Genomic DNA, 12,950 nt, shown 5'->3' with positions numbered 1-12,950 from the left:
CCGCTTCATCTGCGCCGCCTCACCCGGGCGTATGACCCGCCCGCCGCTCTCCATTCACGCAGCAGAAGGATCGCCGTCGATGCCAAGCTACCGCGACTTCCACCGCCGTTCGATCGAGAACCCCGAAGACTTCTGGCGCGAAGAGGCGCAGCGGATTCATTGGGAGACGCCGTTCGACAGCGTGCTCGATCGCTCGAAGCCGCCGTTCGCACGCTGGTTCTCCGGCGGCCGTACGAACCTGTGCCATAACGCGGTGGACCGGCATCTGGCCGAGCGCGCGCAGCAGAACGCGCTGGTGTATGTGTCGACGGAAACCGGCATCGAGCGGCACTACACGTACGCCGAGCTGTACGCCGAAATCAACCGGATGGCCGCGGTGATGCGCTCGCTCGGTGTGAAGCGCGGCAGCGTCGTCCTGATCTATCTGCCGATGATCCCCGAGGCGCTCTTTGCGATGCTCGCCTGCGCCCGCCTCGGCGCGATTCACTCGGTGGTGTTCGGCGGTTTTGCCCCGCCGAATCTCGCTGCGCGCATCGACGATGCGAAGCCCGTGCTGATCGTCACGGCCGACGCCGGCGCGCGTGGCGGCAAAGTGATCGATTACACGCCGCTGGTCGACGAAGCCCTCTCGCGGGCCGCGCACAAGACGTCGCGCGTGCTGCTAATCGACCGGCAACTCGCGCCGGCGCGCCTGAACGCGAACTACCTCGTCGCCTACGAACCACTGCGCGAGCAGTTTTTCGACGTCCATGTGCCGTGCGAATGGCTCGAATCGAACGCGCCTTCGTACGTCCTGTACACATCGGGCACGACCGGCAAACCCAAGGGCGTGCAGCGGGATGTGGGCGGCTATGCGGTGGCGCTGGCGGCATCGATGGAACACATCTTTCAGGGCCGGCCCGGCGACACGATGTTCACCGCCTCGGACGTGGGTTGGGTGGTCGGGCATAGCTACATCGTCTACGCGCCGCTGATTGCGGGCCTGACCACCGTGATGTACGAAGGCACGCCGATCCGCCCGGACGGCGGCATCTGGTGGCGCCTCGTCGAACAGCACGGGATCAACCTGATGTTCACCGCGCCGACAGCGCTGCGCGTGCTGAAAAAGCAGGACCCGGCGCTGCTGAAGAAAGCCGATCTGTCGAGTCTGCGCACGCTGTTCCTCGCCGGCGAACCGCTCGACGAACCGACCGCCGCATGGATCGCCGATGCGCTCGGCAAGCCCGTGATCGACAACTACTGGCAAACCGAAACCGGCTGGCCGATCCTGGTGATACCGCGCGGTATCGAAGCACTGCCGACCAGGCTCGGCTCGCCGGGCGTGCCGTCGGCCGGTTTCAACCTGTGCCTGCGCAACGAACTGAGCGGCGAGCCCTGCGCGCCGGGTGAAAAAGGCGTGCTCACGCTGGGTTATCCACTGCCGCCGGGCTGCATGTCGACGGTGTGGGGCGACGACGAGCGCTTTGTCAGCACGTACTGGTCGAGCATTCCGAACCAGCAGGTCTACTCGACGTTCGACTGGGGCATTCAGGACGATGACGGCTACGTAACGATCCTCGGCCGCACCGACGACGTGATCAACGTCGCCGGTCACCGGCTGGGCACGCGCGAGATCGAGGAAGCGCTGTCGAGCCACGCGGCGGTCGCGGAAGTCGCGGTGGTCGGCGTGACGGACGCGCTGAAGGGCCAGGTGGCGATGGCGTTCGTGGTGCTGCGCGACGCGCAGGCCTATGCGGACGACAAGGCGCGCGCGAAGCTGGAAACCGAGCTCGCGGCGACGGTCGACCGTCAGCTCGGCGCGATTGCGCGGCCGGCGCGCGTGCATGTGGTCTCGATGCTGCCGAAGACGCGCTCCGGCAAGCTGCTGCGCCGCGCGATTGCGGCGTTGGCGGAAGGCCGCGAGCCGGGAGACCTGCCGACGATCGAAGATCCGGCGGCGTTGCAGCTGGTGCGCGAGGCGCTGGCCGAAGTGGGCCCGGGTTAGCTCGCAGCAGCCGGTCGGCGGCACGCGCGCCGGCATCGTGCCGCGTGGTGCCGCGTGGTGGCGCGTGGTGGCGCGTGACCGCGCCGGATCGCACGGGACCGCGCGCCGACGCTCAACCCGCGCGACGCGCCTCCAGAAAGCGCCGCAGGATCGCATTCGAATACGTCCCGGCGATCTCCGTCAGAAACGACACGAACGACTGCGGCGCATGATCGTCCGCGGTATCGGAAATGGTCCGCACGATCGCGCACGGCACGCCGTATTCGTGGCAGACCTGCGCAATCGCCGCGCCTTCCATTTCGACGGCCAGCGCATCCGGCAACACATCGCGCAAGGCCTTGACGGCCACCGCGCTGGCGACGAACTGATCGCCGCTGATGATCAACCCGCGATGCACCCGCGGCTCGCGCGTGCCAAAGCGCGCCGCCGAGGCCGCGCCTTCTTCGGCGACGAAGCGCTCGCACGCGGCAGCGAGTTGCGCGGCGAGCGCCGCATCGGCTGCAAAACGGGACATGCCGAGCAGCGGCACTTCAAAGCGCGGAAACAGCGGTGTTGCATCGAGATCGTGCTGCAGCAGCGCATTCGCGACGACGATATCGCCGACCCGCACCTCGGTCGCTACGCCGCCCGCTACGCCGGTGAACACGACCGCCTCGACATCGAACTCATGAATCAGCGCGCTGACGGTTGCCGCCGCCGCGACCTTGCCGACCCGCGCGAGCGTCACGACGCACGGCGCGCCGTGCACAGTGCCGAGATGATAGTCGCGCTGGCCGTGCGTGATGGTGCGCACGCCGGATTCGCCGCGCATCGCTTCGATCAGATCGCCCAACTCCTGCGGCAAGGCCGCGAGAATGCCGAGCGGACGATGCGTAACATGAGCGCCGCCATCGGCGGTATTGACGCGGGTATTCACACTAGCTGAACTCATTCCACCGCCTGCAGTTTGGCGACCGCGAGCGCCAGCCACTTCTCGCCGTGCCGCTTGAATTTGACTTGTGCCTTTGCGTCGGTGCCGCCGCCTTCCAGCGCGGTGATCGTGCCTTCGCCGAACTTCGTGTGAAACACCTGCTGGCCGACGCGGAAACCGGTTTCCGCGGCGCGCTGTTCGTTGGCGAAGGCCGGCAGCGGCGCCGAGCTCGACGCTGCGCCCGTATAGCCCTGCTGACGATCCGGCCGCGCGAACCAGTCGCGCCCATAACCGGCGTTATCCGACCGGCCGCCCCAACGCGCGCCCGCCTCCACCTTCGGCGTGAGCCACTTGAGCGTTTCCTGCGGCAGTTCGTCGAAAAAGCGCGAGCGGATGTTGTAGCGCGTCTGGCCGTGCAGCATCCGGCTCTGCGCGAACGACAGATACAGGCGCTCCTTGGCCCGCGTGATCGCCACGTACATCAGACGGCGCTCTTCCTCCAGACCGTCCGCTTCCATCGCGCTGTTCTCATGCGGGAACAGCCCCTCTTCGAGACCGGTGATGAACACCGCGGTGAATTCCAGTCCCTTGGCCGCGTGCACCGTCATCAGTTGCACGGCTTCCTGACCGGCTTGCGCCTGGTTGTCGCCCGCTTCGAGCGAGGCGTGCGACAGAAATCCGGCGAGCGGCGTCATCGTGTCCGGGTTTTGCGCCGGATCGGCGATGCCGGGCGCATCCAGCACGACGGTATTCGGATCGCCGGTGGCCACCGCCAGTTCCGGCGCCGCGGTGGCGCCCGGGCGCAACGGGATCGAACGCGCCGGCGTATCCATGCCGTAGCCTTCTTCGCTCACGAACGCGGCGGCCGCATTGACCAGTTCCTGCAAGTTCTCCAGCCGGTCCTGACCTTCGCGCTCGTTCTGATAGAACTCCGCGAGCCCGCTCGTGCGGACCACGTATTCGACCGTTTCCGGCAGGCTCATCTGCTGCGTTTCCGCACGCATCTTGCCGATCAGGTTCGCGAAACCGGCGAGGCTCGACCCCGCCTTGCCCGCGACATACGGAATCGCCGCGGCCATCGAGCAGTTGTAGAGACGCGCCGCGTCCGCGAGTTGCTCGATCGACCGCGCGCCGATGCCGCGCGTGGGGAAATTGACGACGCGCGCGAACGCGGTGTCGTCGTTCGGATTGTCGATCAGGCGCAGATACGCGAGCGCGTGCTTGACTTCCTGACGCTCGAAAAAGCGCAGGCCGCCGTACACGCGATAGGCGATGCCCGCATTCACCAGCGTGTGTTCGATCGTGCGCGACTGCGCATTGCTGCGGTACAGGACCGCGATTTCGCTGCGCGACGTGCCCGTGCTGATCAGCGCCTTGATTTCCTCGACGATCCAGCCGGCTTCCTGCGAATCGGTGGCGGATTCATAGACGCGCACCGGTTCGCCGTGACCGGCATCGGTACGCAGATTCTTGCCGAGACGGCGCGAGTTGTTGGCGATCAGCTGATTGGCCGCGTCGAGAATATGGCCGTGCGAGCGGTAGTTCTGCTCGAGCTTGATCAGATGCCGGACCTTGAATTCGTGTTCGAAGTCGCGCATGTTGCCGACGTTCGCGCCGCGGAATGCGTAGATCGACTGATCGTCGTCGCCGACCGCGAAGATCGAATTCGTCTGCCCCGCCAGCAGCTTGAGCCACGCGTATTGCAGCTTGTTGGTGTCCTGGAACTCGTCGACCAGAATGTGGCGGAAGCGCGCCTGATAGTGGGCGCGCAGCGGCGGGTTGTGCGCGAGCAGTTCATAGCAGCGCAGCAGCAGCTCCGGAAAATCGACGACGCCTTCGCGCTGGCATTGCTGATCGTAGGCTTCGTAGAGCTCGACGAATTTGCGGTTGAAGTTGTCGGTGGCGTCGACGTCTTTCGGACGCAGGCCCTGTTCCTTGGCGTTGTTGATGAAGTACTGGAGATTTTTCGCCGGGTACTTTTCGTCGTCGATATTGAGGCCCTTCATCAGACGCTTGATCGCGGAGAGCTGGTCCGCGGTATCGAGAATCTGGAAGGTGGCCGGCAAGCCGGCGTCGCGATGATGGGCGCGCAGCATGCGGTTGCACAGACCGTGGAACGTGCCGATCCACATGCCGCGCGTGTCGATCGGCAGCAGCGCCGAGAGGCGCGACATCATTTCGCGGGCGGCTTTGTTCGTGAAGGTCACCGCCAGGAGGGTCGCGGGCGATGCCAGCCCATGCTGGATGAGCCACGCGATGCGCGTGATCAGGACACGGGTTTTGCCGCTGCCCGCACCGGCGAGGATGAGCGCCGGCTCGTTTGGGAGCGTGACCGCGGCGTGTTGTTCGGGGTTGAGATTGGCTAGCAGATCGGGCATTTTTCTGGAGGGACGGCGGGGGCGTTCGACATTATATGCCCCTGCGCGGCTCAAAAAATCCGGCCCAAACCCGGCGCCGCGGGCGCCCGCCTACCTCGCCGCTTATAATCGAGCATTCTTTGCATCTTCCAGCCGATCGACAAATGAGCGAGACCCCGAGCGACACCACCTCCATGCTTGCCAAAAGCTTCGAGCCCCACACCATCGAAGCCCACTGGGGCCCCGAATGGGAAAAGCGCGCCTACGCGGCGCCCTCCTTCGACGAGAACAGGAAAAACTTCTCGATTCAACTGCCTCCGCCGAACGTCACCGGCACCCTTCACATGGGCCACGCGTTCAATCAGACGATCATGGACGGCCTCACCCGCTATCACCGCATGCTCGGCGAAAACACCCTGTGGGTGCCGGGCACGGACCACGCGGGCATCGCCACGCAAATCGTGGTCGAGCGCCAGCTGGACGCCCAGGGCGTTTCGCGCCACGACCTCGGCCGCGAAAAATTTACCGAACGCGTCTGGGAATGGAAGCAGCAATCCGGCTCGACCATCACGAATCAGGTGCGCCGCCTCGGTGCGTCGATCGACTGGCCGCGCGAATACTTCACGATGGACGACAAAATGTCGGCTGCCGTGCGCGACGTTTTCGTCCGCCTGTATGAGCAGGGTCTGATCTATCGCGGCAAACGCCTCGTGAACTGGGACCCGGTGCTGCTCACCGCCGTCTCCGACCTCGAAGTGGTCAGCGAAGAAGAAAACGGTCACCTCTGGCATATCCACTACCCGCTCGCGGACGGCTCCGGCCATCTGACGGTCGCCACCACGCGCCCGGAAACCATGCTCGGCGACACCGCCGCCATGGTCCATCCGGAAGACGAGCGCTACGCGCACCTGATCGGCAAAACGGTCAGGCTGCCGCTCACCGGCCGCGAAATCCCGATCATCGCCGACGACTACGTCGACCGCGAATTCGGCACCGGCGTCGTGAAAGTCACGCCCGCGCACGATTTCAACGACTATCAGGTCGGCCTGCGCCACCAGCTGCCGCAAATCGAAATCCTCACGCTCGACGCGAAGATCAACGACAACGCGCCGGAACAATACCGCGGTCTGGACCGTTTCGAAGCGCGCAGGCAAGTCGTGGCCGACCTCGAAGCGCTCGGTCTGCTCGAGTCGGTCAAGCCGCACAAGCTGATGGTGCCGCGCGGCGACCGCACCGGCGTCGTGATCGAGCCGATGCTCACGGACCAATGGTTCGTCGCGATGAGCAAGCCGGCGCCGGAAGGCACCTTCAATCCGGGCAAGTCGATCGCGCAAACGGCATTGGACGTGGTCCGCAGCGGCGAAATCAGATTCGTGCCGGAAAACTGGACCACCACCTACTACCAATGGCTCGAAAACATCCAGGACTGGTGCATCTCGCGGCAACTCTGGTGGGGCCATCAGATCCCGGCGTGGTACGGCGAAAACGGTGAAATCTTCGTTGCCAAGACAGAAGAGGAAGTCCGTGCCAAGGCCGCCGCGGCCGGCTATACGGGCGCCCTGAAGCGCGACGAAGACGTGCTCGACACGTGGTTCTCGTCGGCGCTGGTGCCGTTCTCGTCGCTCGGCTGGCCCAACGAAACGACGGAGCTGAAGCACTTCCTGCCGTCGTCGGTGCTGGTCACGGGCTTCGACATCATCTTCTTCTGGGTCGCGCGCATGGTCATGATGACCACGCATTTCACCGGCAAGGTGCCGTTCGACACGGTCTACGTGCACGGTCTGGTGCGCGACCACGAAGGCCAGAAGATGTCGAAGAGCAAGGGCAACACGCTCGACCCGATCGATATCGTCGACGGCATCGATCTCGACTCGCTGGTCGCCAAGCGCACCACCGGTCTGATGAATCCGAAGCAGGCCGCGTCGATCGAAAAGAAAACCCGCAAGGAATTCCCGGACGGCATTGCGGCCTTCGGCACCGACGCGCTGCGCTTCACGATGGCGTCGATGGCCACGCTCGGGCGCAACGTCAACTTCGATCTGGCGCGCTGCGAAGGCTATCGCAACTTCTGCAACAAGCTGTGGAACGCCACGCGCTTCGTGCTGATGAACTGCGAAGGCCACGACTGCGGTTTCGGCAAGCCGGAGCAATGCGGCGAATGCGGTCCGGACGGCCACCTGAATTTCTCGTCGGCCGACCGCTGGATCGTCTCGCACCTGCAACGCGTAGAAGCGGAAATCGCCAAGGGGTTCGCCGACTATCGCTTCGACAATGTGGCCAACGCCCTATACAAGTTCGTGTGGGACGAATACTGTGACTGGTACCTCGAACTCGCCAAGGTGCAGATCCAGACGGGTCAGCCGAACCAGCAGCGCGCCACGCGCCGCACGCTGCTGCGCGTGCTCGAAACCGTATTGCGCCTCGCGCATCCGGTGATTCCGTTCATCACCGAGGCGTTGTGGCAAAAAGTAGCGCCGCTGGCCGATCGTTATCCGCAGGGCAAGGCCGAGGGCGAAGCGTCCATCATGGTGCAGCCTTACCCCGTTGCCGATCTGTCGAAGCTCGACGAGGGTGCGGAGCAATGGGTGGCGGACCTGAAGGCGGTCATCGATGCGTGCCGGAATCTGCGCGGCGAGATGAATCTGTCGCCGGCGACCAGGGTGCCGCTGCTCGCGACCGGCAACGCCGAGCGCCTGCGCACCTTCGCACCGTACGCTCAGGCGCTCGCCCGTTTGTCGGAAGTGCAGATCATTGCCGACGAGGCGACGCTGGATGCGCAGGCGGATGGCGCGCCGATTGCTATCGTAGGGAGCGACAAGCTGGTGTTGAAGGTGGAGATCGACGTGGCCGTCGAACGCGAGCGTCTGTCGAAGGAGATCGCGCGGCTCGCCACGGAAGTCACCAAATGCAATGCCAAATTGCAGAATGAAAGCTTTGTGGCAAAGGCGCCGCCCGCGGTCGTCGAGCAGGAGCAGAAAAGGCTGGCAGAATATGAAACCACTGTCGGCAAGCTGAAAGCTCAACTGGCGCGCTTGCCGGCCTGATCGAAGGCTTCGTGTCCGCCTCTCGCGGGTGGGCACGAACCCGAAGCTAAACCAGAAGACTCAGGGTACTCACATGCTAAAAGTTACAAAGGCGGTATTTCCGGTAGCAGGTCTCGGCACCCGGTTCCTCCCTGCCACGAAGGCAAGCCCGAAGGAAATGCTGCCGATCGTCGACAAGCCGCTGATTCAATACGCGGTGGAAGAGGCGATGGCAGCGGGCATCACGGAAATGATCTTCGTCACCGGCCGCAGCAAGCGCGCGATCGAAGACCACTTCGATAAGTCATACGAAATCGAGGCCGAACTCGAAGCGCGCGGCAAGGCCAAGCTGCTGGAGCTGGTGCGCAGCATCAAGCCGAGCCATGTCGACTGCTTCTATGTGCGCCAGCCGGAAGCGCTCGGCCTCGGCCACGCGGTGATGTGCGCCGAAAAACTGGTGGGCGACAACCCGTTCGCCGTGATCCTCGCGGACGACCTGCTGTACGGCACGCCGCCCGTGATGACGCAGATGATCGAGGTGTTCGACCACTATCACAGCTCGGTGATCGGTGTCGAAGAGATCCCGGCCACGGACACGAAGTCGTACGGCATCGTCGACGGCAAGGAGTGGGAAGACTCGATCATCAAGATGTCGGGCATCGTCGAAAAACCTGAGCCGGAGGTGGCGCCGTCGAATCTCGGCGTGGTGGGCCGCTATGTGCTGAAGCCGCGCATCTTCGAACATCTGCGCGCGCTGAAGCCGGGCGCAGGCGGCGAACTGCAACTGACGGACGCGATCCAGTCGCTGCTCGCCGACGAACAGGTGCTCGCGTACAAGTACCACGGCACGCGTTTCGACTGCGGCAGCAAGCTCGGTTACCTGAAGGCGACGGTCGAGTTCGCGCTGAGGCACCCGGAAGTGGCAGCGGATTTCGACGAGTATCTGCGCACGCGTTCGCCGGTGCTGGAAGGCTGAACGGCGACTCGCCGGGAAGCGTGTCTGACCCCGGCACCAAGTAAAAAAGGCGCTGTGCCCCGCATTCGCGGGCACAGCGCCTTTTGATTTGGGCGCCAAACAGTTCTAACGGTTCTAACGGTTCTGGTTTTGCGCGACCCAGTGCTGCTGAGTCAGCGGTCGCACTAACGCCGACGCATCAGGAACGTAAAAATCTTGTCTTGCGCCGAGCTTTCGACGATTTCATTGCCGGTTTGCTTCGCGAACGCGGCGAAATCGCGTTGCGAGCCCGGATCGGTGGCCAGCACCTTGAGGATCTGCCCGCTTTCCATGTCGGCGAGCGCCTTCTTGGCGCGCAAAATGGGCAGCGGGCACATCAGCCCGCGCGCATCGACTTCCTTGTGAATCTGAATTTGCATCGACGATGACCTTCGGGACGAGGCGTCGCGCACGACGCCGGACAGAGGGTCAAATTCTACCGCAGCGTTGGCTTGGCCGCTGGGCGTGACAGCAGGATGACGGTGTTCGTTTTTGTGGTGCCGCGCCGGCCAACATCACAGCACCACCGCCTCACCGCTTTGCAGCGACGCCCGCATCGCCATCCCAATCCGCGTAGCCTCGAGCGCATCGGCGAGCGTCGCGCCGCTCTGTCCCCCGCCCTGCACCGCCGCGACGAACGCACGCGCCTCGTGCAAAAACGCATCCTCGAATCGATCGAAGAAACTCGGCGTGCACTCGTTGCGGATCCCGCCCGCGTCATAAATCTCGACGCGATTTGCGCGCGGATTGTGCCCGATCGCCAACGCCCCGGCCGTGCCGATCACTTCGCTATGCGTATCGTTGCCGTGCGCTTGCGTGCGCGACGCGTAGAACATCGCGAGCTTGCCGTCCTCGAACTCGCAGACCGCCACACCGTTATCCACGTCGCCGAATTCGCGCAAGCCTTCGTGCAGCGCGACCGTGCCCGTCGCGAACACGCGCCTCGCGCGCGGTTTGCCGAGCAGCCAGCGGGCCACGTCGATATCGTGCACGGTGCAGTCGAGAAAGATGCCGCCGGAGGTCGCCGCGAAACGCACGAAGAAACCATCGGTATCGTTCTTGTCGGTGGTCTGCGAGCGGACGAGGAATGGCCGGCCAATCGCCCCCGCCTCGATCTTGTCGAACGCGTCCTTGTAGCTCGGATCGAAACGGCGCATGAATCCGATGGTGGTCTGCAGATGCGGATAACGCGCGGCTTCGGCCAGCACGCGTTCGCATTCGGCAAGATCCAGCGACAACGGTTTCTCGCAGAACACGTGTTTGCCGGCGCGCAGCGCATCGACGATCTGTTGCGCGTGCAACGACGAAGGCGTGACGAGCCACACTGCATCCACCTCGCGATCGGCGAGCAGGTCCGCGTAGTCGGCGTAGAGACGCGGCGCGGGCAAGGTTTCGCGCGCCCAGGCCCGTTCCTCTTCGATCGGACTGCACGCGGCCACCAGAGCCGCGCCCGGTACGCGATAGGCCAGATTCTCCGCGTGGCGCTTGCCCAGACGCCCCAAACCGACCACGCCCAACCGAAGCCGTCCGCTAGCCGCCGTCATCACGACACCTCCCCGAGCTTCACCGCACGTCCTTCACGCCACGAGCGCGTCGCGGCATCGGCCAGTTCGAGGGCTTTCAGGCCGTCGGCGACGGTCGTGCGAACCGGCTTGCCGTGCGTAATCGCGTCGAAGAAATGGGCGATTTCCAGTGCATACGCCGCGCGATAGCGTTCGAGGAAAAATGCTTCGGGCACGTCGCTCGACACCTCGGTTTTCGAAAACGCGACGACTTCGGTGGGCCGCACATTGCCTGCCTGCAACATGCCCGCGCTGCCGAGCACTTCGAAGCGCTGATCGTAACCATACGCCGCGCGGCGCGCCGTATTGATCTGGCACAGACGCCCGCGCTTCGTGCGGATCGTCACCGCGGTCGAATCGATATCGCCCGCCTCGGCAATCGCCGGGTCGCTCAAACAACTGCCGGTGGCGTGCAGCGTGTCGGCTTCGTCGTCGAGAATCCAGCGGAAGATGTCGAAGTCGTGAATCAGCATGTCCTTGAAGATGCCGCCCGAATGCCTGATGTATTCGACCGGCGGCGCGCCCGGATCGCGGCTCGTCACCACCAGCATTTCCGGCGTGCCGATCTCGCCTGCGTCGACACGCGCTTTCAATGCGGAGAACGTCGGATCGAAACGGCGCTGGAAACCGATCATGCACACCACGCCCGCGTGCTCGACGGCTTCGGCGCACGCACGTGCGCGCTCCAGCGTCAGGTCCACCGGCTTCTCGCAGAACACGTGCTTCTTCTGCGCGGCGGATTTCATGATCAGATCCGCGTGCGTATCCGTGCTCGAACAGATCACCGTTGCACCGATCGACGCATCGCCCATCGCGCCGTCGATATCCGCAACCTGCGCGCCGTGTTCGGCGGCGAGCGCCGCAGCCGCCTCGCGATTCACATCGACCACGTACTTGAGCCGCACGCCCGGTTGCCGCGCAAGATTCGCCGCATGAATCCTGCCGATGCGCCCCGCGCCGAACACCGCCACATCAATCGTCTTGCCGCCTGCCGTTTCAGTCATCGTATCCTCCACTGTCTTTGGATTCTTCTACGTTCAATTCGAGCTTGTACGCGAGCGCGATGAACAGCGCCTGGCACAAACAGATCGTGCTGGTCAGCGAGCGGAAAGCAAACGCGCTGCCCTCTTTCACATACAGTTGGGTGGTGGCATAGCGGGCGAGCGGCGACAGCTGGCTATCGGTAATCACCAGCGTCTTCGCCTGATGGTGGTGCGCCACGCGCAAGCAGTACTGCGTTTCCTTGCCATAAGGCGCGAAGCTGATCGCGATCACCACGTCGCCCTTCTTGACGCTGCGGATCTGCTCGCGATACATGCCGCCGAAACCCGACACCAGATGCACGCGCTTGGGCGTGTGCTGCAACGCGTAGACGATGTAACTCGCCACCGGAAACGAGCGCCGCACACCGACCACGTAGATGTTCTCGGCCTGTTGCAGCATCTTCACCGCGGCGTCGAACTGCGTGTCGTCGAGACCGGCCTCGAGTTCTTCGAGACCGCCACGCGAAGCCGCGATGAATTCGCGCGCCACCGCGCCGCCGGACAACGCGCCGGGCTTCTCGTCGATCAGCTTGCGAATGCGCTGCTGATAACTCGGCGACGACGTGCCCTGCCCCGTATACGCCTGACGAAACACGGCCTGCAAATCAGAGAACCCGGAGAAGCCGAAACGTTGCGCGAAGCGCACCACGGCCGACGGATGCACGCCGCAGCTCGCCGCGATGTCGCTGGTGCGATCCACCATCACGCTCGCCCGATGCTGCTCGATATACGTGGCGACGCTCTTCAACTGACGCGGCAACGCTTCGTAGTTTTCCGCGATGCGCTGCATCAATTCTTCGACGCTCGGCAATTCTTCGGTGCTCTCTTCCGCCATGGCTCTCTCTTCGTGGCTCTATTGCGGTGCCGCAGAGCCGTTCCAGGCCCGCCGCACGGCGCGTTGACGCTGCCGATTATAGGCAGGCGCCACGCCAAATGGAATGCATTTTCCATTTTTATTTGTCATGAAATTTTCATTGCAACACGTCGAAAGATGACCTAATCTTGGTCGTGAGCGATGGTGCTTCGGCGAACATGTGCCGGTACCTGTGCAGATGGAAAGCCCGCCAGACGCTCCTT

The 12,950-nt window shown here is 64.0% G+C and carries 9 protein-coding genes; 3 read left to right on the top strand and 6 right to left on the bottom strand.

Going from position 1 to position 12,950, the window contains the following annotated elements; all coding sequences use genetic code 11:
- Positions 1–79: 79 nt before the first annotated feature.
- Positions 80–1,984: a propionate--CoA ligase gene (locus DLM46_RS18785; protein WP_115102598.1), complete on the top strand. Its 1,905-nt coding sequence runs from the start codon at positions 80–82 to the stop codon at positions 1,982–1,984.
- Positions 1,985–2,096: 112 nt separating this feature from the next.
- Here the strand turns inward: DLM46_RS18785 and DLM46_RS18780 are convergent, their stop codons facing one another.
- Together DLM46_RS18780 and DLM46_RS18775 are read right to left on the bottom strand one after the other, a co-directional pair.
- Positions 2,097–2,915 (bottom strand): 5'-methylthioadenosine/adenosylhomocysteine nucleosidase, encoded by an 819-nt coding sequence (locus tag DLM46_RS18780; RefSeq protein WP_115102418.1) that lies wholly within the window; start codon positions 2,913–2,915, stop codon positions 2,097–2,099.
- Positions 2,912–5,272: a UvrD-helicase domain-containing protein gene (locus DLM46_RS18775; RefSeq protein WP_115102416.1), complete on the bottom strand. Its 2,361-nt coding sequence runs from the start codon at positions 5,270–5,272 to the stop codon at positions 2,912–2,914. The genes DLM46_RS18780 and DLM46_RS18775 overlap by 4 nt, the downstream gene beginning before the upstream one ends.
- A 143-nt stretch (positions 5,273–5,415) precedes the next feature.
- Between DLM46_RS18775 and DLM46_RS18770 the strand changes: the two genes are divergently transcribed.
- Both DLM46_RS18770 and galU read left to right on the top strand, forming a co-directional pair.
- A complete protein-coding gene (locus DLM46_RS18770) occupies positions 5,416–8,295 on the top strand; it encodes a valine--tRNA ligase (RefSeq protein WP_115102413.1) in 2,880 nt (959 codons plus the stop codon).
- A 73-nt stretch (positions 8,296–8,368) separates the two neighbouring features.
- The gene (gene galU, locus DLM46_RS18765) at positions 8,369–9,250 is read left to right on the top strand and encodes a UTP--glucose-1-phosphate uridylyltransferase GalU (protein ID WP_115102411.1); all 882 of its coding nucleotides are present in this window, start codon (positions 8,369–8,371) and stop codon (positions 9,248–9,250) included.
- Between the two features lie 164 nt (positions 9,251–9,414).
- Here the strand turns inward: galU and DLM46_RS18760 are convergent, their stop codons facing one another.
- The 4 genes from DLM46_RS18760 to DLM46_RS18745 form a co-directional block, all read right to left on the bottom strand.
- Positions 9,415–9,642, bottom strand: coding sequence for a sulfurtransferase TusA family protein (locus DLM46_RS18760; protein ID WP_115102597.1), 228 nt, complete (start codon positions 9,640–9,642; stop codon positions 9,415–9,417).
- A 141-nt stretch (positions 9,643–9,783) separates the two neighbouring features.
- Entirely contained in the window at positions 9,784–10,812 is a 1,029-nt protein-coding gene (locus DLM46_RS18755) for a Gfo/Idh/MocA family oxidoreductase (protein WP_115102408.1), read from the bottom strand.
- Positions 10,812–11,834 carry an inositol 2-dehydrogenase gene (gene iolG / locus DLM46_RS18750; protein WP_115102406.1) on the bottom strand — a complete coding sequence of 341 codons (1,023 nt, stop codon included), beginning with the start codon at positions 11,832–11,834 and terminating at the stop codon, positions 10,812–10,814. The genes DLM46_RS18755 and iolG overlap by 1 nt, the downstream gene beginning before the upstream one ends.
- Positions 11,827–12,708 carry a MurR/RpiR family transcriptional regulator gene (locus DLM46_RS18745; RefSeq protein WP_115102404.1) on the bottom strand — a complete coding sequence of 294 codons (882 nt, stop codon included), beginning with the start codon at positions 12,706–12,708 and terminating at the stop codon, positions 11,827–11,829. Before DLM46_RS18745 ends, iolG begins: the two co-directional genes overlap by 8 nt.
- Positions 12,709–12,950: the final 242 nt, after the last annotated feature.

It is taken from the genome of Paraburkholderia lacunae (genome assembly GCF_003353175.1).
In the GTDB taxonomy this organism is placed as follows: domain Bacteria; phylum Pseudomonadota; class Gammaproteobacteria; order Burkholderiales; family Burkholderiaceae; genus Paraburkholderia; species Paraburkholderia lacunae.
This window is presented reverse-complemented; position numbering and strand designations above follow the sequence as displayed.

What these genes read in the sequence shown, in the direction of transcription:
- DLM46_RS18785 (WP_115102598.1), top strand. Translation starts at nt 80, where the DNA reads ATGCCAAGCTACCGCGACTTCCACCGCCGTTCGATCGAGAACCCCGAA.
- DLM46_RS18780 (WP_115102418.1), bottom strand. Translation starts at nt 2,915, where the DNA reads ATGAGTTCAGCTAGTGTGAATACCCGCGTCAATACCGCCGATGGCGGC.
- DLM46_RS18775 (WP_115102416.1), bottom strand. Translation starts at nt 5,272, where the DNA reads ATGCCCGATCTGCTAGCCAATCTCAACCCCGAACAACACGCCGCGGTC.
- DLM46_RS18770 (WP_115102413.1), top strand. Translation starts at nt 5,416, where the DNA reads ATGAGCGAGACCCCGAGCGACACCACCTCCATGCTTGCCAAAAGCTTC.
- galU (WP_115102411.1), top strand. Translation starts at nt 8,369, where the DNA reads ATGCTAAAAGTTACAAAGGCGGTATTTCCGGTAGCAGGTCTCGGCACC.
- DLM46_RS18755 (WP_115102408.1), bottom strand. Translation starts at nt 10,812, where the DNA reads ATGACGGCGGCTAGCGGACGGCTTCGGTTGGGCGTGGTCGGTTTGGGG.
- iolG (WP_115102406.1), bottom strand. Translation starts at nt 11,834, where the DNA reads ATGACTGAAACGGCAGGCGGCAAGACGATTGATGTGGCGGTGTTCGGC.
- DLM46_RS18745 (WP_115102404.1), bottom strand. Translation starts at nt 12,708, where the DNA reads ATGGCGGAAGAGAGCACCGAAGAATTGCCGAGCGTCGAAGAATTGATG.